Genomic DNA, 22252 nt, shown 5'->3' with positions numbered 1-22252 from the left:
ACCGCACCTGCGGTACGCGGCCGGGAGCCCGTACTCCCCGAGAAGGCCGACGGGTTCAGACCGGCGGCGGGCGTGAGCGTCGGTGGCCGCCCGTACCGTTGTCGGCATGGATCTCCGACCGAGCGGGATCAGGCCCGCCCTGTCCCGGCTGCGCGCGAGGCCGCGGCGGCTGCTCGCCGTCGCGGCCGTCCTCGTCGTTCTCGCCGGTGCAGGCACCTGGACGGCCGTCGCGTCCGACGCCGCGCCGGCGGTGCACCGTTCGGACCGCATGATGCCCATGGGCGGCGGGGTGCGCCTCGACACCTCGTACTTCACCGCCGGCGGGTCCGGCCGCCGCCCCGCCGTCCTCCTCGCGCACGGCTTCGGAGGCAGCAAGGACGACGTCCGCGGCCAGGCGGAGAACCTGGCCCGGCACGGGTACGCGGTACTGACCTGGTCCGCGCGCGGCTTCGGCGGATCCGGCGGAAGGATCGGACTGAACGACCCCAAGGGCGAGGTCGCCGACGTCTCGCGGCTCGTTGACTGGCTGGCCGAGCGGCCCGAGGTGCGGCTCGACGGGGCGGGCGACCCGCGGGTCGGCGTCGCCGGTGCCTCCTACGGCGGCGCGGTCGCGCTGCTCGCCGCCGGGTACGACCGCCGGATCGACGCGATCGCCCCGTCCATCACGTACTGGAACCTCGCCGACGCCCTGTTCCCGAACGGCGTGTTCAAGAAGCTCTGGGCCGGGATCTTCATCAACTCCGGCGGCGGATGCGCCCGCTTCGAGCCCCGGCTGTGCCGGATGTACGAGCGCGTCGCGCAGAGCGGCAGGCCCGACGCCGAGGCACGGGCCCTCCTCCAGGAGCGCTCCCCTTCGGCCGTCGGCGACCGCATCAAGGTGCCGGCCCTCATCACCCAGGGGCAGACCGACTCCCTCTTCCCGCTCGGCCAGGCGGACGCCATGGCCCGGGCGATCCGCGCCCACGGCACCCCCGTCGACGTCGACTGGATCGCAGGCGGGCACGACGGCGGGGACATGGAGGCGGGCCGGGTGGCCGCACGGGTCAGTGCCTGGTTCGACCGCTATCTGAAGGACGACAGGTCCGCCGACACCGGCCCCGCGTTCCGCATCACCCGCACCGGGGGCATCGACTCCACCGACGGCGCCGCCCGGTTGCGCGGCGCCACCGGCGACCGCTACCCCGGCCTGGAGGACGGCGTACGGCGAGTGCGGCTGACCGGTCGTGCGCAGACCTTCGAGAATCCGGCGGGCGCGGGACCGCCCGCGGTCTCCGCCCTGCCCGGCCTCGGCTCCACGGGCGGACTCGCCCAGCTGTCGTCGCTCGGCGTCGGCGTCTCGCTCGACTTCCCCGGCCAGTACGCCCGGTTCGACTCGGCCCCGCTCTCCCGTGAACTGCGGATCACCGGCTCGCCCACGGTGACCGTGCACATCGCCTCCAGCTCCGGCGACGCGGTGCTCTTCGCCAAGGTCTACGACGTCGGGCCCGACGGCAGACAGCAGGTGCTCCCTTCGCAACTGGTCGCCCCCGTGCGGATCGAGGGCGCCGCGGGAGGCACCGGACGCGCGCCGGGCGCCGGGGAAGCGGGCGACGACGCCCGCGGCCGCGGCGGCAAGGACGTCCGGCTCACCCTTCCCGCCGTCGACCACGCCGTGCAGAAGGGCCACCGGCTCCGCCTCGTCCTGGCCTCCACCGACCTGGGCTACGCCTCTCCGACGGCCCCGGCCGCCTACACCGCCTCCCTCGGAAGCGACCTGTCCGTGCCCACCGCGCCCGGGGTGCACACGGCTGCCGCGGCGCTGCCGTCCTGGGTGTGGTGGCTGCCCCTCGGAGGAGCCGCGACCGCGCTCGCGCTCCTCCTCACCGGCCGCCGCCGCGGCGCCGCCCCGGCGCCCGACCCCGGCCTCGCCGATGTCCCGCTGCAGATCACCGGCCTCGGCAAGCGGTACGCCGGGTCCGCGGACAGGTATGCGGTGCGGGACCTCTCCTTCCGCGTCGAAAAGGGCCAGGTGCTGGGACTGCTCGGGCCGAACGGCGCGGGCAAGACCACCACCCTGCGCATGCTCATGGGCCTGATCCAGCCGGACGAGGGGGAGATCCGTGTCTTCGGGCATGCGATCCGGCCGGGCGCCCCGGTGCTGTCGCGGGTCGGCGCGTTCGTCGAGGGGGCGGGCTTCCTGCCCCACCTGTCCGGCATCGAGAACCTCGACCTGTACTGGCGGGCCACCGGCCGCCCCGCCGAGGACGCCCACCTGGAGGAGGCGCTGGAGATCGCCGGACTCGGCGGTGCCCTCGCCCGCGCGGTGCGCACCTACTCGCAGGGCATGCGGCAGCGCCTCGCCATCGCGCAGGCCATGCTCGGCCTGCCCGACCTGCTGATCCTCGACGAGCCGACGAACGGACTGGACCCGCCGCAGATCCGCGAGATGCGGGAGGTGATGATCCGGTACGCGGCCGCCGGACGCACCGTCATCGTCTCCAGCCACCTGCTCGCCGAGGTGGAGCAGTCCTGCAGCCACCTCGTGGTCATGGACCGGGGGCGGCTGGTGCAGGCGGGCCCGGTCGCGGACATCGTGGGCTCCGGGGACACCCTGCGCGTCGGTCTGGCCACCGACATCACCGACCCGCTGCTGGACAAGGTGGCGGCGCTGCCCGGGGTCACCTCGGCGGTGCGGGACGAGGGCGGCCTCCTCGTCCGGCTCTCCTCCACCACGGCCCGGCGCCTGCTCGTCGACCTCGTACGCCTGGAGGTCCCGGTCACCGCCCTGGGCCCCCACCGCCGGCTGGAGGACGCGTTCCTGACGCTGATCGGAGGCGAGGAATGAGCACGGCACCGCCGACCGCCGCCCGCGCGGGGGAGCGCCGTCCCCGCCCGGCGGCGGAAGAGGAGACCGCGGGCGGAGCCGCCGCGCCGGCCGCGGGCCACCGGACGACGACGCGCCGGGCCCGGACCGTGAAGGGAGCCACCGCATGAGCGTGGACGGCACGGCGCGGGCCACCGCGCCCGGATACCGGGAGCGCCGCACGCTCCCCCTCCGCGTCGAGGCTCTGCGCCAGTTGAAGCGCCGGCGCACCCTGGTGATGGGCGCCGTGCTGGCGGCGCTGCCCTTCGTGCTGGCCGTCGCCTTCGCGATCGGCGGCGACCCGGGCGGGCGCAACGGCCGCGTGACGCTGATGGACACGGCGACCGCGTCCGGCGCGAACTTCGCGGCCACCTGCCTGTTCGTCTCGGCCGGATTCCTCCTCGTGATCCCCGTGGCGCTGTTCTGCGGCGACACCGTGGCGTCCGAGGCGAACTGGTCGTCGCTGCGCTATCTGCTGGCGGCGCCCGTGCCCCGCGCCCGGCTGCTGTGGTCGAAGCTGACGGTCGGTCTCGGGCTCAGCCTCGCCGCGATGCTGCTCCTGCCCGCGGTCGCCCTCGCCGTCGGGACGGCGGCGTACGGCTGGGGCCCGCTGGAGATCCCGACCGGCGGGGCGCTGCCGCCGGGCACGGCCGCACAGCGTCTGCTGATCGTGCTGGCGTACATCTTCGTCTCCCAACTGGTCACGGCGGGACTGGCGTTCTGGCTGTCGACGAGGACGGACGCACCGCTGGGTGCGGTGGGCGGCGCGGTCGGTCTGACCATCGTCGGCAATGTGCTCGACGCGGTGACGGCGCTCGGCGACTGGCGGGACTTCCTGCCCGCACACTGGCAGTTCGCCTGGGTGGACGCGATCCAGCCGCAGCCGGAGTGGGACGGCATGATCGAGGGCACGGCGGTCTCCGTGACCTACGCCCTCGTGCTGTTCGCCCTGGCCTTCCGCGGCTTCCGCCGCAAGGACGTGGTGTCGTAGGAGCCCGCATCGCCGCCCGGCCCGGCTCGGACGACCCCGCCCCGCGCGGCACCGGACGACCGGCACCCGACGGGAGCCCCCGTCCGGTGCCGGCTCTCCCGGGTCACCGCTCCGGTGTGCACAACTCCCGTTCGGCGCGCACCGGATCCACCGGGAAGCGGAAGGCGGTGCGATGCCAGGCGCCGGTGAGGTTGTGCCAGAAGCGGCCCGGGGTGAGCGGGGCGCGCGTCGCGGCGCGGAGTTCGGCGAGGGGGCCGCAGCCCAGGGCGCGCCGGGCCGCCGCGACCCGCGCCGGGTCGAGGCCCGCCGGCAGATCGGACGGCACCCCGCGGTCGGCGACGATCCACTCCGTGGGCAGCTGCTTGTCGTGGCCCACCCGCCCGCCACCGACCCGCGCCGAATGGGCGGCCAGCGGATAACCGAGGCCGATCGGGTCGAGTGCGGCGCCGGACAGCGGGACGACGGTGCCGTTGAGCCCCAGGACGGGGTAACTTCCGGTCAGGCCGTGAGAGTTGGCGGTGACGCGGGTGCGGCCCAGGAGGAGCGCCGGCCTGCCGTCCCGCTGGGCGTCGCGCACGGCCCGTGCGTAGGCCGCGTGCCAGGGCGCGCCCGCGAAGGTGTGGTGCAGCGGGTGCGGGGAGTCGTTCTGGCGGACGTACACGCCCCGCTCGTCGGCGATGCCCGCCGGGCCGACGCTCCCCTCGTACGGGATGCGCAGCCAGCCCGCGCAGACCACCGCCCAGACTCCCACCGCCAGCGCCGCGCACGTCGACACACGGGTCAGGGGCACCACGAAGACCGGAAGCAGCATCATCAGCAGGCCCGGCAACAGCATCCGGCCGTGCATGAAGTCGCCGCCGACCTTGATCACGTAGAGCCAGCACAGCAGTCCCGCGACGACCGGCGCGAGCGCGGGAACGAGCGGCGGGCGAGGACGCCCGGTCCGTTCGGACCGGCCGTACGAGGCCCGGCCGGTCGGGCACGCAACGGCCGGGCCGGACGGGGGCGGCACGGACGGACCGGACGGGCTGGACGACGGGCCGCGCAGGCGGGACACGCCGGGCAGGTGGGACGGAAGCAGCACCGCCGCCGCCACGCACAGCGCGGGCAGCCACAGGGCATACGGCCCCGCGAAGTCGCCGAGGTACCCGAACCCGCGCTCCCACAGGCTCTGCGAGGCCTCCTTGGTGACACCGGGCAGCGGCACCAGGTGGCCGTAGTAGCCCGCCCGGAAGACCTCGTAGCCGACCGGGAGCGCGAGCGCCGTGCCCAGCCCGGCGAGCGCGGCGCGCCGCGACGGCCGAGCCATCAGCCACTGCGCCACCAGGAACACCGCGGAGACGAGCGCCAGGTCGGGTCGGACAAGGGGCCCGAGGCCCAGGACGGCGCTCGTCGTGAGGGTGCGCGGGCGGGCCAGGAGCAGCAGCCAGGCGCCCGCGAGCCAGCAGGTGGCGAGGCCCGTTTCGAGGCCGGAGGTGGCGAAGTCCCACACGGGCGGCAGCGCGAGCAGGACCAGGGCGCCGAGCGGCAGGACGCGGGCCGGGCCGCCGTACAGCCGTCGGGCCCCGAGGGCGGCCAGCGCGAACCCCGCGACCGTCAGCAGCAGTCCGCCGTAGACGGCCGCCTTCGCCAGATCGGCGCCCGGCAGCCCGGCGAGCACGAGCAGCCACTGCCACAGCGTCCCGGTGGACGACTCGGCCCGTTCGCCCGCGTTGAACACGGGACCGTTGCCCGCCAGGATCTGCCGGACCGTCCGCAGATAGATCTGGCCGTCGTCGGACATCCACCGCCGGTTGAACCCGGCGACGGCGACGAGGGCGGCGGGCACCGCACACGCCACGAACCACCCCGGCACGCGTTCCCCGGCCCACGTACGCACACCGGCCGGCCGGGTACGGGGACGGGGCGAGGCGCCGGGGGAGGCCGCGGACGGGGGACGGGCGGAGGGCTCGGGTGACGGGCCGGGCGAGTAGGTGGACGTCATGCCCCGTTGCATCGGCCACGGTCAAGCACGGCTTGACGGTGGATACGGCGAGGAGGGGCGAGGACTGCTCCGGACGGACGAACGACGGCCACGGCACGCACCGCACGGACGGGAACCGGCCACGGTGCCCGGGTCCTTCAGGAGGGGCGTGCCCGGTACTTACCCGACGGTAGGGTGTGCGGGGTGAGTGGGACACCCGAGGGCCGCAGGCGGCGGCTTCCGCGGCAGGTGCGGGAGCAGCAGATCATCGACGTGGCACTGCAGGTCTTCGCGAAGCGCGGCTACCACGCGGCCTCCGTGGACGAGATCGCCGAACTCGCCGGGATCTCCAAGCCGATGGTCTATCTGTACATGGACTCCAAGGAAGGGCTGTTCCTGGCCTGTGTGCGGCGCGAGGCGGAGCGGCTGGTCACGGCCTTCCAGGGCGCGGCGCGCGCCGGCGGACCCCCGGACGCCCGGCTGCACGCCGGCCTGTCGGCGTTCTTCGGCTTCGTCGCCGAACACCGGGACAGCTGGGTGGTGCTGCACCGTCAGGCCTCCGAACTGACGGCGGGCATCGCCACCGCCGTCACCGACGCCCGCCGAGCGGTCATGGCGGAGGTGGCGGGCCTGGTCCGGGACGGGATCGCCGAGAGCGAGCGGGGCGTCCGCCTCGGCGACGAGGACGCGGACTTCGTCGCCCATGCTCTGGTCGGAGCGGCCGACTCCCTCACCGACTGGATGGACGCCCATCCGAAGCAGTCGCCGGAGGGGATCACCCTGCGGCTGATGAACATGGTGTGGATCGGCATGAACCAGGTCCTGGACGGCGAGGTCTGGCTGCCGGACGGTTCACCTCGTACGGCCCATTGAATTTCTCCTACGGATGAGTAGGTTGACGTTCCGGTAAGGACGCACGTCTGCGAAGCACGACCACGCACGTCTGCACACGCGAGCCGCGACCGACCGGGAGCCGTCATGGGCGTACACAGGGATCTGATGCGGGCGCGGCGGCGCAGCGACCTGGCGGACCGCGCCCGGGTCGAGCTGGTGCGCGACGAGCGGGGCACGGTGCGCGAGGTGCGCACCGCACCGCTCGCCGAACCGTCCGTCACGGGAAGCATCGCCGACCTCCCCTACACGAACGCGGCCGAGGCGCCCGACGCGGTCGTGCTGCGCCGCAAGGAGGGCGACCGGTGGCGGCCGGTGACGGCGGCGGAGTTCGCCCGGGAGGTCACCGCCGCGGCGAAGGGCCTGATCGCGGCCGGCCTCCAACCGGGCGGGCGGGTCGCCCTGATGGCGCGGACCCGCTACGAGTGGGCGGTCCTCGACTTCGCCGTCTGGGCGGCGGGAGGCCAGTCCGTCCCGGTCTACGCGACCTCGTCGGCGGAGCAGATCGAGTGGATCGTCCGTGACGCGGCGGCCCGCTTCGTCGTGGCGGAGACGCCCGACAACGTGACGACGGTCGAGGCCGCGCTCGCGCGTCTGCCCGAGGCCGAACGGCCGCGCGTCTGGGAGCTGGACGCGGGGGCGGTCCCGCAGCTGGTCGCACTGGGCCGGGACGTTGCGGACGAGGAGGTCACCAAGCGACGGGCGGCGCTCACGCCCGGCACGATCGCGACGCTCTGCTACACCTCCGGCACCACCGGCCGCCCGAAGGGCTGCGCCCTCACGCACGCCAATCTGCACGCCGAGGCCGCGAACACGGTGGAGCTGCTGCACCCGCTGTTCAGGGAGATCACCGGGCAGGCCGCCTCCACCCTGCTGTTCCTGCCGCTGGCACACATCCTGGGCCGTACCCTCCAGATCGCCTGTCTGCTCGCGCGTATCGAGCTCGGTCACTTCCCGAGCATCAAGCCGGACGAACTCCGGCCGCAGCTGCGGGCGTTCCGGCCGACGTTCGTCGTCGGCGTGCCGTATCTCTTCGAGAAGATCCACGACACGGGGCGGGCCACCGCGGAGAGGATCGGACGCGGTGCGTCCTTCGAGCGGGCCGACCGGATCGCGGTGCGGTACGCCGAGGCGGCGCTGCGCTCCCTCCTCGGCACCGGCAGGGGACCGGGCCCGGGCCTGACGCTCGCATGGGCGCTGTACGACCTGCTCGTCTACCGGCGCATCCGCAGGGAGCTCGGCGGCCGGCTGCGCTACGCGATCAGCGGCGGCTCCCCGCTCGACCGCCGGCTGAACCTGTTCTTCCAGGCCGCGGGGATCATGATCTACGAGGGGTACGGCCTGACGGAGACCAGCGCGGCCGCGACCCTCTCGCCGCCCCTGCGGCCCCGCCCCGGCGCGGTCGGGCTGCCCGTGCCCGGCACCGCCGTGCGGATCGCGGACGACGGCGAGGTGCTGGTGAAGGGCGGCATCGTCTTCGGGGAGTACTGGAACAACCCGGAGGCGTCGCGGGCGGTGCTCGACGACGGCTGGTTCGCGACCGGCGACCTCGGCTCCTTCGACGAGGACGGCTATCTCTCCATCACCGGCCGCAAGAAGGACATCCTCGTCACCTCCGGCGGCAAGAACGTCTCACCGGCCGTCCTGGAGGACCGGCTGCGCAGCCGCCCGCCGGTCGGGCAGTGCGTCGTGGTCGGCGACAACCGGCCGTACGTCGCCGCGCTGATCACACTCGACCCGGAGGCGATCGCGCACTGGCTCGCCGTACGGAAGCGGCCCCTGGACACACCGACGGCCTCCCTCGTCCGTGATCCGGAGCTGATCGCGGACGTGCAGAAGGCCGTCGACCACGCCAACGAAGCGGTCTCGCGGGCCGAGTCCATCCGCAGATTCGCCCTTGTGGAGGGCGAGTTCACCGAGGACAACGGACTGCTGACCCCCTCCCTGAAGATCAAACGGCACGCGGTGACGGGAGCCTACGCGGCGCAGATCGAGGCGCTGTACGCGCGCGGGGACCAGGGGGGCCAGGCGCGTCCCGCGGATCAGGCCCCGTGAGCCCGGCCTGATCCAGGGGTCGCCCCCTGGGCCCGGGCCGGGATCGTCAGGCCGGTGAGCAGGATGCCCCGGCGCAGGCGCCAGGTGCCGTACAGGTCCTGGTGGCGCACCCCGTCGACGACGGGCCCGTCGGTGAGCAGACGGGCGTGCACGGTGCCGCCCTCCGGGTCGATCGTGAGCTCGGCCTGCTCGAAGTCCAGCCAGGCGCCGGTGAGCGGGTACCACGTCTTGTAGACGCTCTCCTTGGCGCTGAACAGCAGCCGTTCCCAGTGCACGTCACCCCGGTGGGCCGCCAGCTCGGCGAGGTGCCGGCGCTCCTGGGGGAGCGCGATGAGCCGGAGTATCCCCGGGTCGGGCAGCGGTTCGTTCGGCTCGGCGTCCAGACCCAGTGACGCCAGCTCGGAGCGGTGCGTGACGGCGGCGGCCCGGTAGCCCTGGCAGTGGGTGAGGCTGCCGACCACGCCGTCCGGCCACAGGGGTGCGCCGTGCGGCCCGCGGAGGATCGGCGCGGGCGGGTGACCGAGCCGGGCGAGGGCGCGGCGGGCGCAGGCCCGGGCGGTGGTGAACTCGTCGCGCCGCTTGGACACGGCGTTCGCCACCATGGCCTCCTCCTCGGGGAAGAGGTGCTGCCCGGGCGGGTCGTCGAACATCTCGACGTAGACGACGGACGGCGGGAACAGATCGGCGGCCGTACCGGTCCCGGCCTCGTCGGCCCTCATGCCCGCCCCGCAACCGTGCGGCCGTCGGGGAGGATCGGGACGAGGCGGCCCGGCTGTGCGGGGCGCGGGCGCCACTCGCGGGGGTAGCCGAGCGAGACCTCGCGGAACGGCACACCGTCGTGGACGGTGGTGCGCGGGATGTGCAGATGGCCGTAGACCATCGCGCGGGCGCGGAAGCGCCGGTGCCAGTCGGCCGTGCGCTCGGTGCCGCACCACAGCGCGAACTCGGGGTGGCGCAGGATCCGGGTGGGTTCACGGACCAGCGGATAGTGGTTGACGAGGACGGTCGGCAGCTCGTCGGGGATCTCGGCGAGCCGCGCCTCGGTGGCCTCCAGACGGGCCCGGCACCAGTCGCCGCGGCTCGCGTAGGGGTCCGGGTGCAGCAGGAACTCGTCGGTGCACACGACACCCGTCCCGTGCGCGAAGGCGAGCGCCTCCTCCTCGGTGGTGGTGCCCTCGGGCCGGAACGTGTAGTCGTACAGCGTGAACAGCGGCGCGATCGCGACCGGTCCTTCCGGGCCCTCCCACACCGGGTACGGGTCCTCGGGGGTGACCACGCCCAGTCCGCGGCACAGGTCGACCAGATACGCGTACCGCTCCACGCCGCGCGCCTGGACCGGGTCCTGCGGCACCGTCCACAGCTCGTGGTTCCCCGGCGCCCACACGACCTTGGCGAACCGGTCCTTCAGCAGCGACAGGGCCCATTCGATGTCCGAGCTCAGGTCGCCCACGTCACCGGCGAGCAGCAGCCAGTCGTCCTGCGCCGCGGGCCGTAACTCCTCGACGATCCGCCGGTTCTCCGGATATCTGACGTGCAGATCGCTGATCGCCACCAATGCCAACGCACACCCCCGTGATGTCCCGCTGCCCTGGACCCGGCCCTGGTCCCGGTGCCTGGTCCCCAGTTGCTCGTGATTACCAGAGTACGTGGCCGGGCCCGGTCGTGGTCGGCGCTGCCGGGCCGCGGCGGCGCCGGTGTCCGCCGACGGCTGCGGGGCGGCCCGGTTCAGCCGTACGAGAGGTTGGAGCAGGGGTTGTCGTCGGCGGAGCGTGCGCCGTGGGCGACGTCGGACGGCAGGGAGGTGGGCGCGGGGGACGAGGCGGTGGCGGAGGGGGCCGGGGGAGCGTCCGAGTAGGAACTGCCCAGGACGATGTTGATGCCGGACGTGGCGGCGGGCCGCAGCTGGGAGCCCGGGAAGAGACGGGCCACGGACTGCGCCCGGTCCTTCTCGCCCGCCGCGTACTGGATCACCGTCGTCGCCTGGTCCCGGGTGGTCGCCGTCGCCGTGCCCGTCACCGTGAAGTGGTGCTCGGTCAGCGTCCGGGCCGCGCGGGCGGCGAGCCCGGTGACGCGGGTGCCGTTGTAGACGGCGACGCGGACGCCGCCGCCGTCGACGGGGCCCGTCGCGCTCGGCGCGGCGGACGCCGGCGCGCCGGCCGCGTCCTTGCCGCTGGCGTCCTTGCCGTCGATGGTGCGGTCGGCCTTCAGGGCGGCCCACAGCGCCTGGGCCTCCGACTGGACGACGGCGACGCGTTCACCCTGGTACCGCCAGGGGATGGTGATGAACTTGGTGTTGTGCAGGTCGATGCTCTTCAGGGACATCGCGAACGAGATCAGCTTGTCGGCCGAGCCGAGCCCCGGGTCCACGGTCATGGACTTCGTGGCGGCGTCCGCGAGCGGCAGCAGCCTGGTCGGGGTGAGGCCGTCGCTCTTGACCTTCTTGATCAGGCTGGCGACGAAGGCCTGTTGGCGCTTGATGCGCCCTATGTCGGAGCCGTCGCCGATGCCGTGCCGGATGCGGACGTAGTCCAGGGCCTTCTGGCCGGAGAGGGTCTGCTCGCCCTTGGCGAAGAGCAGCCGGCCCGGTGTGGCGCGGTTGGGGTTGAGGTCCTTCTGGTGGATGTCCTGCGGGACGCAGACCTGGACGCCGCCCACCACCTCGGTCAGGCTCGCGAAGCCCTTGAAGTCGACGACGACGGTGTGGTCGACGCGCAGACCGGTGAGCTTCTCCACGGTGTTCTGGGTGCACGCCGGGTTGCCCTTGGCGGTCTCGCCGACTGAGTAGGCCTCGTTGAACATGGTGTCGGTCCGGGTCCTGGTCCAGTTCCCGTCGGGCAGTTTGCACGGCGGGATGGTGACCAGGGTGTCCCGGGGGATGGACACGGCGACGGCGTGCCGGTGGTCGGCGTATATGTGCATCAGGAACGCCGTGTCGGAACGGCCTATGTCGCCCTTGTCGCCGCCGCCCAGGGCGTTGTTGCCGCCGGTGCGCGCGTCGGAGCCGATGACCAGGACGTTCTGGCCCTTCGTCGGCGTGGCCGGCGGACGGTCCTTGGAGATGCCGTCCGCACCGAACGTGTTGATGTTGCCGCTGAGTTTGAGGTAGACCCAGCCTGCTCCGGCGCTCACCAGCACCAGCAGGGACAGGGCCGTCGCGAGGACGATCCGGACCCGGGACCCGGGGCGGCGTCCGCGGCCTCCGTCGCCGCCGGCCCGGTCGCCGCCGCCTCGATGGCGCGTCGGCGCCGTCTGCTGACTGCTGACTGTCATCTCCGCGCCTTTGTCCGGTCCAACCCGTAGGGAGACCGCCTCCGTACGGGGGGAGTTCGCCGGCCTGCGGAGGCAACCCGCGGGCCGAGTTCATCCCTCATACACAAGAGACGACGATCGACGCCTGATGGTTGTACGGTTGCGCAAGGTGGCAACTGTTTCTTACCTGCGCCGCTTTCCCCTTCCCCCCACCACGCCGCCCCCGCCTCCTCGCCCCCTTCGCCGGGCAGGAGGACGCACCGGCCCGCGGTCCTCTGTCCACCAACTGGTGGACACAGGTCCGTCCCCTCGGTCGTACCGCCCCGCCCCCGCGCCCGGAAGGCTGGAGGCATGACAGAAACAGCAGTACGGGTGCGGGGCCTGCGCAAGGCCTACAAGGACCACGTCGCCGTCGACGGACTCGACCTCGACATCCGGCGCGGTGAGATCTTCGGCATCCTCGGGCCGAACGGCGCGGGCAAGAGCACCACCGTGGAGATCCTGGAAGGCCACCGCGGCCGCGACGGCGGCGACGTGGAGGTGCTCGGCGAGGACCCGGGGCGCGCCTCGCGGCAGTGGAAGTCCCGGATCGGGATCGTCTGGCAGAACGAGGTCGTCCCCGGCGAGCTGACGGTCGCCGAGACCGTACGGCACTACGCCCGGTACTTCCCCGACCCGCACGACCCCGAGGAGATCATCCGTCTCGTCGGGCTCACCGAGAAGGCCGACTCCCGTGTCACCGCGCTCTCCGGAGGCCAGCGCCGCCGCGTCGACGTGGCCGTGGGCGTCATCGGCCGCCCCGAGCTGCTGTTCCTGGACGAGCCCACCACCGGGTTCGACCCGGCGGCCCGACGGCAGTTCTGGGACCTGATCCGGTCGCTCGCCGACGACGGCACGACCATCGTGCTCACCTCCCACTACCTCGACGAGGTCGAGGCGCTCGCCGACCGGCTGGCCGTCGTCGTCAAGGGCAAGGTCGTCGCCGAGGGCGAGCCGGCCACCCTCGGCGGCCGCGCCGGCGCACAGGCCACCGTGTCCTGGCTCGCCCCCGAGGGCCCGCGGGAGTACCGCACGGACACGCCCACCAGTGTCGTCCACGACCTCGCGGCGCACTTCCAGGGCGAGATCCCGGAGCTGACGGTCGGTCGCCCCACCCTCGAGGACATCTACCTCGGCCTCATCAAGGAGCAGGAGACAGCGGCATGACCCGGACTCTCGTCGACGCGCCCGCAGCGGGCCTGGTGCAGCCGGGCGGCGGGGGCGGCAAGCTCCCCGGTGCGTTCCGTCTCGGACTGCTCCGCGGCGGCCTGGAGATCAAGCAGTTCTTCCGGGCCAAGGAAGCCGTCGTCTTCACCTTCGCGCTGCCGATCGTCATGCTGACGATGTTCGCGTCGGTCTTCCACGACAGGATCCAGGGCGCCGGGATCACCGTCTCGCAGCTGTACGTCGCCGCGATGCTCGGCGCCGGTCTGATGTCGACCAGCTTCCAGTCCATCGGCATCGGCATCGCCACCGAACGCGACGAGGGCAACCTGCGCCGGCTGCGGGCCATGCCCATGCCGCGCAGCTCGTACTTCCTCGGCAAGCTGTGGCTGGTCCTGGCGACGGGCGTCGCGGAGACCACGCTGCTGCTCATCGCCGGTGTCGCCTTCTTCGGCCTGAAGCTGCCGGCCACACCGGGCAAGTGGTTCACCTTCGCCTGGGTGCTGCTGCTCGGCATGATCGCCTGCTCGCTGCTGGGCATCGCGATGAGCAGTGTGCCGCGCGACGCGAAGAGCGCCACGCCGATCATGATCCTGCCCTTCCTCGTCCTTCAGTTCATCTCCGGCGTCTACATCTCCATCAACAGCATGTCCGGCTGGATGCTGAAGGTGGGTTCCTTCTTCCCGCTGAAGTGGATGTGCCAGGGTTTCCGTGCGGTCTTCCTGCCCGACCGGGCCAAGGTCCTGGAGCAGGGGGGAGGCTGGGAGCTCGGCCGGGTCGCCCTCGTCCTGGGCGCTTGGTGCATAGGAGGACTGGTTCTTTGCCTGATGACGTTCCGCTGGAAGGGCCGGCGCGACGGATGACCGTGCCTTCGGCGGTCCCACAGCCGGGTGCCCCGGTCACGCACGCGTGGCGGCGGAACACCTGGCTGTGGGACATCCACTTCGGGGTGGCGCTGCTGGCGGCGGAACTCTTCGTCGCCTTCTCGCACGGACCGGAGCCATGGGTCATGCTCATGGACGGCTGGCTGCTGCTGTCGATCCCGCTGTACGCGGCCGTCGGGCGGCCCGCCCTGCACCACGACGCGGAGAACTCCCGGCGTGCCTTCGCCTTCTGCATGGGGATGGCCGTGCTCTACACACCCGCGGCGATCGTCGCGCAGGAGGCGTCCGTCGCCATGGTCGCCCTGGCGCCGCTGTCCTACCTGCTGCTGTCCCGGTTCCGGGCGATGGCGTTCCTGCTGGTGTACAACTTCGCCCCGCTCATCGGCTGGGGGGTCATGTGGTGGGACGAGCCCGGCCACATCCTGCGCACGGTGCTGATCGCCGCCGTCGTCGCCGGGTCCTCGTTGACCGTCGGCGGATGGGTGGAGAGCATCGTCGTGCAGAGCTCCGAGCGCGCGGACCTCATCCGCCAACTCGAGGAGAGCCGAGGCGAACTGGCCCGGCTGTCCGTCGCGCACGGCGCCCTGCTGGAGCGCGAGCGGCTCGCCCGCGAGATCCACGACACCCTCGCCCAGGGCTTCACCAGCCTCGTCATGCTCGCCCAGGCACTGGAGGGCGAGCTGGCCGACACCTCCGAACAGGCCCGCCGCTACGTCGACCTGATGCAGCGCACCGCCCGCGAGAACCTCGCCGAGTCCCGCTCCCTGGTCGCCTCCCTCACCCCGGCCCAGCTGGACGACGGCTCCCTGGACGAGGCCGTGCGCCGACTCGGCGAGCGGCTGGCCGAGGAGCTCGGCATCGTCGTGGACGTCCGGGTCCGCGGAACCCCGCGCCCGCTGCCGCCCGCCGTCGAGGTGGTGGCCCTGCGCGCCTCCCAGGAGGCCCTGTCGAACATCCGCAAGCACGCCCACGCCTCACGAGCCGAGCTCGCCCTGGCCTACACCCAGGGCGGCCTGGAGCTGACCGTGCGCGACAACGGCCGCGGCTTCTCGCCCACCGCCTCGGGCAACGGATACGGCCTGCCCGGCATGCGGGCCCGCGTCCGGGAGATCGGCGGCACCACGAAGCTGTCCAGCGCCCCCGGCGAGGGCACCTGCCTCACCGTACGGCTGACGGCGGGAGCCGGCCCCGACGGCGCCGACGCACTTCCCGAAGAGCTCCAGGAGACCAACCGATGATCCGGATCCTGCTCGTCGACGACCACCCCGTGGTGCGGGAGGGTCTGCGCGGCATGCTCGGCGTCCAGCCCGACCTGGAGGTCGTCGGCACCGCGTCGTCCGGCCCCGAGGGCGTCGCGCTGTGCGCGCGGCTGAAGCCCGACATCGTACTGATGGACCTGAGGATGCCCGGCGGCGACGGGGTGGACGCCACCCGGCAGATCCTCGCCGCGCACTCCGGCACCACCCGCGTCGTGGTGCTCACCACCTACGAGACCGACCGGGACATCCTGCGCGCCGTCGAGGCCGGAGCCGCCGGCTACCTGCTCAAGGACGCCTCCAGCGGTGACCTCGCGGACTCCGTCCGGGCCGCCGCGCGTGGCGAGACCGTGCTCGCCCCCACCGTGGCGGCGGCGCTCGTGTCCCGGCTGCGCGGCGGCGAGCCGGAGCGGCCACAACTGTCGCAGCGGGAGCTGGAGGTACTGCGGCTGGTGTCCGAGGGATGCACCAACTCGGAGATCGGGCGCCGCCTGTTCATCGGCGAGAGCACCGTCAAGACCCATCTGCTGCGGAGCTTCGGCAAGCTCGGGGTCTCCGACCGCACGGCGGCGGTCACCCGCGCGCTGCAGCTCGGGCTGCTGCCGACGGGCTGACCGGGCCGCCCGGCCGGTGGCCATCCGAGACCGGGCCCGCCGGGCGTCCGCGCACGGTTCCCGCCGGCCGCCGTCGTCCATCGCGTCCGGCGCCGCTGCCCCGCCCCTGCTCGCGGCGCTCAGCCCTTGCGTTTCTCCTCCGCCTTCTCGAACTCGGCCAGTGCCCAGACGCTCCACTCCTGCGACATCGCCGTGAACCGCTTGGCCCATTCCAGCGCGAGCCTGCCGTACAGGGAGAGGGGGCCGTCGTCCCATTCGGTCGCGCTGTCCATCGCCGCGTACTCGGCGTGGCGCTCCGCCGCGACCTCGGCGCGCCGCCGCAGATAGGTGCGCGCCTCGTCCGGCTCGACCGTCCCCAGCAGGAAGACGCGCAGCAGCATGTCGTTGCGGCGCTGGCCGTCCGGCGGGACCTGGACCATCCAGTGCCGCAGCTCCTCGCGTCCCGTATCGGTGATCGCATACGTCTTGCGTCCGCGCGGGCCCTCCTCCACGACCCGGATGTGTCCGGCGGCGTCGAGCCGCCCCAGGTCCGTATAGACCTGGCTCTGCGTGGCGGGCCACACGTTGGACAGCGAGGAGCGGAAGGTCCGCAGGAGGTCGTAGCCACTGGCGGGCCCGTCCGCCAGCAGGCCGAGGAGTGCGTGCTTGAGGCTCATGCACCCACCATACCCCTCGATATTCCACTCTTGACATGTCAGGGCTGGAATATCTAAGGTCGTTCCACCGGCGCCGCCCGCGGCACCGGCCCACAACCAGACCGCAGCCCAGGGGGAATACGGGTCATGTCGTATCTGCGCAGCTTCCTTCCGTGGATCGTTGTCACCGTGCTGACCGGCACCATCGATCTGCGCTATGCCGTCCTCGCCGGCCTCGCGACGGCGCTCGTCCTGATCTCCGCGGCCCGCCGCGGCGGACGCGGCTGGGACGCCATCGTCATCGAGTGCAGCGCCGCGGTGTTCCTCGCGGCCTACGCGGTCGCCGTGTTCGCCGCCCCGCACCAGACGCTTGTGCAGGACTACGGTTCGGCCGCCTCCTCCCTGTGGCTGGCACTGACCGCATGGGTCTCCCTGGCCGTCGGACGGCCCTTCACCCTCGGCATCGCCCGGACCACCGTCCCGGAGGAGCACTGGAACAGCCCGCTGTTCATCCGGGTCAACAACGTCATCACCGCGGTCTGGGCGGCCGCGTTCACGCTCTCCGGCGCGGCCAACGCCCTGCTGCACCACTACGCCCCGGACAACGGCACCGCCCGCACCCTCGTCGCGGTCGCGGGGTTCGTCCTTCCGGTCCTGTTCACCGTCCGCTACCCCGAGGCCGCCCGCGCCCGGCACCAGTCGAACGCGGCGGCCGCCAAGTGACCACCGCCGCCTTCCACCTGACGGGCAACTTCGCTCCCGTGGACGCCGAACACACGGCCCACGACCTGCCCGTCACCGGCGTCCTGCCTCCTGAGCTGACCGGCTGGTACCTGCGCAACGGCCCGAACCCGCGCACCCCGTCCGAGCACTGGTTCACCGGCGCCGGCATGATCCACGCCGTACGCCTCGAAGCGGGCCGGGCCGCCTGGTACCGCAACCGCTGGGTCCGCACGGCGAGTTTCGCCACCGGCGCCCCCGTCGACCGGCCCGACGGCAGCCGCGACCTGACGGCCGGCTCAGCCAACACCCATGTGGTGCGGCACGCCGGGCGCACCCTCGCGCTGGTCGAGTCCTCGCTCCCGTACGAGATCGAGTGCGTCGAGGACGGCCTCGACACCGTCGGCCCCTACGACTTCGGCGGCCTGCTGGACGACTCGATGACCGCCCACCCCAAGATCTGCCCGCAGACCGGCGAACTGCACTTCTTCGGGTACGGGCGGCACGCCCCGCCGTACGTCACGTACCACCGCGCCGACCGCGACGGCAATCTGATCCTCAGCCGCCCTCTCGACGCCTCCGAGGTCTCGGCGCACACGATGATGCACGACTTCGCCCTGACCAGCCGTCATGTCGTCTTCATGGACCTGCCGGTCGTCTTCGACCCGGTCAAGGCGCGCTCCGGAGGCATGCCGTACGGGTTCGACCCGGACCACGGCGCGCGGCTGGGCCTGCTGCGCCGCGACGATCCGCACGGTGCGGTCCGCTGGTTCGACATCGCGCCGTGCTACGTCTTCCACACGCTCAACGCCCACGAGGACCCCTCCGGGCGGATCGTGCTGCACGTGGTCCGCTATCCGCACCTGTGGTGGGCCGGACACGGGCGCAGCGAGGCGTCCCTGTGGCGCTGGACCGTCGACCCGGTTGCCGGGACGGTCGCCGAGGAGCAACTGGACGACCGTCCCTGCGAGTTCCCGCGCATCGACGACCGCCTGGCGGGGCTCGACGCCTCGTACGGCCATGTCACCGACGCCGGGGACCCCGCCCAGAGCCGGCGCGGCGCCGTCATCCGCTACGACCTGCACACCGGGGCCCGGGCCGTCCACGAGTTCGGCCCCGGCCGCACCCCCGGCGAGGCCGCGTTCGTCGCCCGTCCCGGCGCCCCGGACGGCGCGGGCTGGCTGCTGACCTTCGTCCACGACGCGACCACCGACCGCAGCGACCTCGTCGTCCTGGACGCCATGCACCCGTCCGACCCGCCGGTCGCCACCGTCCATCTGCCCTGGCGCGTCCCCCACGGCTTCCACGGCAACTGGCTGCCCGACCCGGATGCGAGCGCCTGACCCCCGCCCGGCGCGATGCCCCGTCCTCCGGCCGGCCGGTCGCTCCGATCCACCGGCCGGCCGAGGACGGGACTGCCGCGGTCAGGAAGGCTTGGTCGCCGATACCGCGGTGACGGTCACCTTGTTGTCGCACTCGGCGAACTGGCCGTCGCTCAGCGCGACCTGGTGCCACCCCGAACCCGGCAGGCCGACCACCATCGTGGGGTAGACCTTCGGAGTCGCACCGGACTTGCAGTAGCCGTCGCCCTCGCCCTGGACCTGGACGAAGGTCAGCTTCACCCATGCCTTGCCACCCGGGGCGACCCGCACCGGCGACGCCGTTCCGGTGGGCGTCCCCGACAGTGGCGAGTTGTGGTCCGGGGAACCGTTGCCGGCCCCCGCCACCGACGGGTGGCCGTTCAGGATGCACGGCTGACCGGAGACGTTGGTGAACTCGACGATCGCCGCACCGGTTCCCGTGCCGGCCGGGCGGTCGGCAGCCTGATATGCGGCTGCCTTCACGCTGTCCGCCGCGCACGTCTTCACGGCGCCGCCGGACGAGCCGGATCCGGAGGAGGCGGAGGCGGTCGCCTTCGGGGTCGTCGCGGACGTGCCGCCCGTGGCGGGCTTCGAGGCGGCGGGGTCCGCAGAGCCCGCAGAACCGGCACGCGATTCCGAGGTGCTCGGCGCACTCGACGGCGACCCGGCCGCCCCCGTGTCACCGCCGTCCGGCCCGCACCCGGTCACCATCAGCGCGGCCGAGGCCGCGACCACCGCCAGCACGGTTCTGCGGACGCCGTTCGTGTACTGCATCGTGTCCCCCCGAAGTAGGTCGCACGGGGCGCGGCCCTTGCCGGCCCCGCCGATGCAGACAGAGCCGGCGAGCACGGGGTTGTCCCGGTCGAGCAGCTGTGACGCAGCGGTGACAGTTCCGGCCCTCCGGGCCGACTTCGGCGTGACCCTCCGGGCCGATGTTTCCACGCCGGAACCCCTGGCACGGACGCAGAAGAAGCCGCGCAGAAGAGTTCACGCAGAAGAACTCACGTACAAGGACGCAGGTACAAGGACGCAGGTACAAGGACGCAGGTACAAGGACGCAGGTACAAGGACGCACGTACAAGAGCTCACGCAGAAGAGCTCACCAAGAGCAGGGGGATCCGTCACCTGGCGAGGAAGCCGGGAGCCGTGGACACGAGCCGGACCTGCCTGGAGGAGCGGAGAGGGCCGCGCAGTCATGGCTCGACGGGTGCGGCCCCGTCGGCTACCCGGCGTCCGGCCACTCGGCCCCCCACAGCGGCGCCGGCTCCCCGGTCTCCTGCCGCGCCGCGCTCCGGGCGTTCTCGTCGCGCACCGCGGTCAACCACGGCCACAGGTCCGGCAACGGCTGCTCGGAGCACGCCAGACGGTGCTCGATCCGGCATCTCTGGGACGGTTCGGGAGGGCACACGCCGTACACCGTCACCCGTCCGTCCGACAGCACGATCCACCGATGCCCGGCCGGCACCAGATGCGCCAACACCGTCAACTCCGGTTCCAGCAGCACCCAGTCGTGCTCCAGCGTCAGCACTCGTTCCTGCGGCAGTCCGCAGAACCGGCACCGGAACCGCCCGCCGCCGATACGCCGTGTCCGCTCCTCGGAAACCCCCATGGGGCAAGAGTCCGCAGACGCAGGTCGTATGCGTAGCACGCGAACCGGACGGGACGCACGGGACCGGGCGGCGCCATCGTGACGACAGACGCACCGGCAGGTGCATGCTGCAAGAAAGGGACGCGGACGGCCGGGCCGAAACCCGCACCCGCGGAACTGCGCCCCAGCGGGCAGCCGACGCGCTCGCACGGTGCTCACCCGCGCCGTGCGCCGGCCCTCAGGCACCGGGGACAGTGCCGTCGGGCGGGAAGCGGCCGCTTGCCACGTCCCTTCGAACCCGGGCCGGTGCGGTGCATCGCAAGGCGGCCGACAGCGTCGTACTGGGCCGTACTCGGCTGATTGGCCCACGAAGCGAGGTGCTGTGCCGGGCGTCGCGCGCGTCGGAGGTCTTCGACCTGTGATCATGGAGCGTTCGTTGAAGGTGATCGACAAGGAGCTCCAGGTCGTGGGGGCGACGTGTCGCCGCCTTGTGACGCCCGCGGGAACGCACTGTAGGTGATGTGGTGAACTGGTTGGCCTCGCTACCGACGCTGGTATTGGTTGCGGGCTGGCTCTTCCTTGCCCTACTGGTCGCGGCGGTGGCGCGGGTCGGCGTCCGGGCGCTCGTACCGGTCGGGGAGCAGGATCGGGTGCACCAGATCGCCATGCCCCTGATGCCCACACTCGGCGCTGCCTTCGCGATCTTTGCGGCACTCTCACTGGCCAGCGAGGCCAGCTACCTGCGGGCAGCAGAGGGGTTGGTGAGCGACGAGGCGGCCGCAGCCTCCCGCCTGGCATGGTCGGCGACAAGTCCGCGGGTCCAGTCGGAGCCGATCCACAAGGCACTGCTGGACTACCTGCAGGCCACGCGTGCCGGGGAATGGGAGGGTGCGGCCGCGGCGTCCGGTGACGACCCGGCCACCGCCCGTGCGATCGCACGGCTGGAGCGGAGCGTGCGTGCCGAGGCGGCCCGGCCCGAGCTGGGAACCCCGGCGAGCACGGAGCTGCTGGTTTCCCTGGACAGCGTCACCAGTAGTCGTCGCGCACGCATCGCGGCCGCCTCGCGCGAAGCACCCGCGCTCTACGTCGTCACGCTTGTGGCCGGCGGACTGGCCTTGATCGTGAACGCGGGCGCACTCGTCTTCCGCAGCAGCCTGCGAACGTCACTGCTCGTTCTGGGCGTTGCGAGTGTGGTCGGGCTGAGTCTGGCGTTGTTCTTCGCGCTGACCGCGCCCTGGAGTGGACCGTTCACCGTGAGTGGGCATCCAGTCGACGTCATCATCGGGGACCTGAAGTCCGGTTTCTTCGACGGCGGGTCCTAGGCGGGCCCGCTTCGGGAGTTGGCGCGGCGGCCACCTACGCCCGCTGCAGCGAGGGGCAGCTGCCGGAACTGAAGCAGCGACTCGAAGCCGCGGGCGATCTCCCGGAGGTGCCGGGCGCCGGCTGACCCCCCGGTCCAGAAACTTCGACACGTATTCGACACAGCCACCCGCGAAAACCCGGTGACAGCCGGACAGTGCCGACCCCACCGCATATTCTCCGAAAGCCTTCATTCCGCTGCATGGCAGCCGCGGGGAGTGAGGACTGTAGGCAAAGCAGCCGTGGCTGGTGCATCGATGCGGGACATGGGGGACGGGCCTCAGGGTTCGGCCGGTTCCGCCCCAGTGACCGTTTGCCGTTGTCCCGGGATGGCTGCAATTGGAGCTTGCCGGGCATCGTCGGTCATGCAGCTTTATTTATACGGAGAAAACCGTGCGAAAACCACAAGGGTGTCTTGCGAAGCGGCAGTAACGGGTGGCATTCTGTGCACCGCAGGGCCGACCACCCTGCACGAGATATAAACGGGAGGCGATGGAATGAGATTTAGGCGTGCCATAACAGCGGCCTGCATTACCGTGGCGGTAGGGGCAGCGCCGCTATTTCTTGCGACGCCGGCGAGCGCTACCCCCAAGCAGTGCGAACATTACCTTGCCAGCAAAGGGTATACGGTGGGCCCGAAG

The 22252-nt window shown here is 72.5% G+C and carries 18 protein-coding genes; 11 read left to right on the top strand and 7 right to left on the bottom strand.

All coding sequences use genetic code 11. From position 1 onward, the window contains the following. Positions 1-106 precede the first annotated feature (106 nt). Together ACWCP6_RS02960 and ACWCP6_RS02955 are read left to right on the top strand one after the other, a co-directional pair. Positions 107-2824 carry an alpha/beta fold hydrolase gene (locus ACWCP6_RS02960; protein WP_450930524.1) on the top strand — a complete coding sequence of 906 codons (2718 nt, stop codon included), beginning with the start codon at positions 107-109 and terminating at the stop codon, positions 2822-2824. 145 nt (positions 2825-2969) lie between these two features. Then, positions 2970-3833, top strand: coding sequence for an ABC transporter permease (locus ACWCP6_RS02955; RefSeq protein WP_450930523.1), 864 nt, complete (start codon positions 2970-2972; stop codon positions 3831-3833). A 103-nt stretch (positions 3834-3936) separates the two neighbouring features. On the opposite strand, the gene ACWCP6_RS02950 is transcribed toward ACWCP6_RS02955, so the two are convergent. Continuing rightward, positions 3937-5817 (bottom strand): hypothetical protein, encoded by a 1881-nt coding sequence (locus ACWCP6_RS02950; RefSeq protein WP_450930522.1) that lies wholly within the window; start codon positions 5815-5817, stop codon positions 3937-3939. A gap of 183 nt (positions 5818-6000) precedes the next feature. Here ACWCP6_RS02950 and ACWCP6_RS02945 point away from each other — a divergent pair, with 183 nt between their 5' ends. Beyond that, positions 6001-6669: a TetR/AcrR family transcriptional regulator gene (locus ACWCP6_RS02945; protein WP_450930521.1), complete on the top strand. Its 669-nt coding sequence runs from the start codon at positions 6001-6003 to the stop codon at positions 6667-6669. A 105-nt stretch (positions 6670-6774) separates the two neighbouring features. After that, positions 6775-8742: an AMP-dependent synthetase/ligase gene (locus ACWCP6_RS02940; RefSeq protein ID WP_450930520.1), complete on the top strand. Its 1968-nt coding sequence runs from the start codon at positions 6775-6777 to the stop codon at positions 8740-8742. Here ACWCP6_RS02940 and ACWCP6_RS02935 read toward each other — a convergent pair. From ACWCP6_RS02935 to ACWCP6_RS02925, 3 genes are all read right to left on the bottom strand, one after another. Continuing rightward, entirely contained in the window at positions 8730-9461 is a 732-nt protein-coding gene (locus tag ACWCP6_RS02935) for a 4'-phosphopantetheinyl transferase family protein (RefSeq protein ID WP_450930519.1), read from the bottom strand. The two genes, ACWCP6_RS02940 and ACWCP6_RS02935, sit on opposite strands and share 13 nt — an antisense overlap. After that, positions 9458-10303 (bottom strand): metallophosphoesterase family protein, encoded by an 846-nt coding sequence (locus tag ACWCP6_RS02930; RefSeq protein WP_450930518.1) that lies wholly within the window; start codon positions 10301-10303, stop codon positions 9458-9460. The genes ACWCP6_RS02935 and ACWCP6_RS02930 overlap by 4 nt, the downstream gene beginning before the upstream one ends. A gap of 164 nt (positions 10304-10467) precedes the next feature. Then, positions 10468-12012, bottom strand: coding sequence for an LCP family protein (locus ACWCP6_RS02925; RefSeq protein WP_450930517.1), 1545 nt, complete (start codon positions 12010-12012; stop codon positions 10468-10470). A gap of 330 nt (positions 12013-12342) precedes the next feature. On the opposite strand from ACWCP6_RS02925, the gene ACWCP6_RS02920 reads away from it, so the two are divergent. The 4 genes from ACWCP6_RS02920 to ACWCP6_RS02905 are packed head-to-tail and all read left to right on the top strand — an operon-like array spanning position 12343 to position 15948. Further along, positions 12343-13197 carry an ABC transporter ATP-binding protein gene (locus tag ACWCP6_RS02920; protein WP_450930516.1) on the top strand — a complete coding sequence of 285 codons (855 nt, stop codon included), beginning with the start codon at positions 12343-12345 and terminating at the stop codon, positions 13195-13197. Further along, positions 13194-14057, top strand: coding sequence for an ABC transporter permease (locus ACWCP6_RS02915; RefSeq protein ID WP_450930515.1), 864 nt, complete (start codon positions 13194-13196; stop codon positions 14055-14057). Before ACWCP6_RS02920 ends, ACWCP6_RS02915 begins: the two co-directional genes overlap by 4 nt. After that, positions 14054-15316, top strand: a complete 1263-nt coding sequence (locus ACWCP6_RS02910) for a sensor histidine kinase (protein WP_450930514.1) — start codon at positions 14054-14056, stop codon at positions 15314-15316. Before ACWCP6_RS02915 ends, ACWCP6_RS02910 begins: the two co-directional genes overlap by 4 nt. Further along, entirely contained in the window at positions 15313-15948 is a 636-nt protein-coding gene (locus ACWCP6_RS02905) for a response regulator (protein ID WP_450930513.1), read from the top strand. The genes ACWCP6_RS02910 and ACWCP6_RS02905 overlap by 4 nt, the downstream gene beginning before the upstream one ends. A 119-nt stretch (positions 15949-16067) precedes the next feature. Here the strand turns inward: ACWCP6_RS02905 and ACWCP6_RS02900 are convergent, their stop codons facing one another. Then, positions 16068-16604, bottom strand: a complete 537-nt coding sequence (locus ACWCP6_RS02900) for a PadR family transcriptional regulator (RefSeq protein ID WP_450930512.1) — start codon at positions 16602-16604, stop codon at positions 16068-16070. Positions 16605-16730: 126 nt separating this feature from the next. Between ACWCP6_RS02900 and ACWCP6_RS02895 the strand changes: the two genes are divergently transcribed. Continuing rightward, a complete protein-coding gene (locus tag ACWCP6_RS02895) occupies positions 16731-17306 on the top strand; it encodes a hypothetical protein (protein WP_450930511.1) in 576 nt (191 codons plus the stop codon). Next, positions 17303-18646: a carotenoid oxygenase family protein gene (locus ACWCP6_RS02890; protein ID WP_450930510.1), complete on the top strand. Its 1344-nt coding sequence runs from the start codon at positions 17303-17305 to the stop codon at positions 18644-18646. The genes ACWCP6_RS02895 and ACWCP6_RS02890 overlap by 4 nt, the downstream gene beginning before the upstream one ends. 81 nt (positions 18647-18727) lie before the next feature. Here the strand turns inward: ACWCP6_RS02890 and ACWCP6_RS02885 are convergent, their stop codons facing one another. Both ACWCP6_RS02885 and ACWCP6_RS02880 read right to left on the bottom strand, forming a co-directional pair. Further along, the gene (locus tag ACWCP6_RS02885; protein WP_450930509.1) at positions 18728-19438 is read right to left on the bottom strand and encodes a DUF4232 domain-containing protein; all 711 of its coding nucleotides are present in this window, start codon (positions 19436-19438) and stop codon (positions 18728-18730) included. Between the two features lie 448 nt (positions 19439-19886). Further along, complete coding sequence (locus tag ACWCP6_RS02880) at positions 19887-20273, bottom strand: DUF6083 domain-containing protein (RefSeq protein WP_450930508.1); 387 nt, start codon at positions 20271-20273, stop codon at positions 19887-19889. A 503-nt stretch (positions 20274-20776) separates the two neighbouring features. Here ACWCP6_RS02880 and ACWCP6_RS02875 point away from each other — a divergent pair. After that, positions 20777-21574, top strand: a complete 798-nt coding sequence (locus ACWCP6_RS02875; RefSeq protein ID WP_450930507.1) for a bestrophin-like domain — start codon at positions 20777-20779, stop codon at positions 21572-21574. Positions 21575-22252 lie beyond the last annotated feature (678 nt).

This window comes from Streptomyces sp. NPDC002004 (assembly GCF_053593975.1).
This window is presented reverse-complemented; position numbering and strand designations above follow the sequence as displayed.

Excerpts from the sequence above, each read along its gene's own strand:
- ACWCP6_RS02920 (WP_450930516.1), top strand. The coding sequence starts at position 12,343 with ATGACAGAAACAGCAGTACGGGTGCGGGGCCTGCGCAAGGCCTACAAG.
- ACWCP6_RS02950 (WP_450930522.1), bottom strand. The coding sequence starts at position 5,817 with ATGACGTCCACCTACTCGCCCGGCCCGTCACCCGAGCCCTCCGCCCGT.
- ACWCP6_RS02880 (WP_450930508.1), bottom strand. The coding sequence starts at position 20,273 with ATGGGGGTTTCCGAGGAGCGGACACGGCGTATCGGCGGCGGGCGGTTC.
- ACWCP6_RS02960 (WP_450930524.1), top strand. The coding sequence starts at position 107 with ATGGATCTCCGACCGAGCGGGATCAGGCCCGCCCTGTCCCGGCTGCGC.
- ACWCP6_RS02935 (WP_450930519.1), bottom strand. The coding sequence starts at position 9,461 with ATGAGGGCCGACGAGGCCGGGACCGGTACGGCCGCCGATCTGTTCCCG.
- ACWCP6_RS02910 (WP_450930514.1), top strand. The coding sequence starts at position 14,054 with ATGACCGTGCCTTCGGCGGTCCCACAGCCGGGTGCCCCGGTCACGCAC.
- ACWCP6_RS02955 (WP_450930523.1), top strand. The coding sequence starts at position 2,970 with ATGAGCGTGGACGGCACGGCGCGGGCCACCGCGCCCGGATACCGGGAG.
- ACWCP6_RS02905 (WP_450930513.1), top strand. The coding sequence starts at position 15,313 with ATGATCCGGATCCTGCTCGTCGACGACCACCCCGTGGTGCGGGAGGGT.
- ACWCP6_RS02885 (WP_450930509.1), bottom strand. The coding sequence starts at position 19,438 with ATGCAGTACACGAACGGCGTCCGCAGAACCGTGCTGGCGGTGGTCGCG.
- ACWCP6_RS02940 (WP_450930520.1), top strand. The coding sequence starts at position 6,775 with ATGGGCGTACACAGGGATCTGATGCGGGCGCGGCGGCGCAGCGACCTG.
- ACWCP6_RS02895 (WP_450930511.1), top strand. The coding sequence starts at position 16,731 with ATGTCGTATCTGCGCAGCTTCCTTCCGTGGATCGTTGTCACCGTGCTG.
- ACWCP6_RS02915 (WP_450930515.1), top strand. The coding sequence starts at position 13,194 with ATGACCCGGACTCTCGTCGACGCGCCCGCAGCGGGCCTGGTGCAGCCG.
- ACWCP6_RS02900 (WP_450930512.1), bottom strand. The coding sequence starts at position 16,604 with ATGAGCCTCAAGCACGCACTCCTCGGCCTGCTGGCGGACGGGCCCGCC.
- ACWCP6_RS02925 (WP_450930517.1), bottom strand. The coding sequence starts at position 12,012 with ATGACAGTCAGCAGTCAGCAGACGGCGCCGACGCGCCATCGAGGCGGC.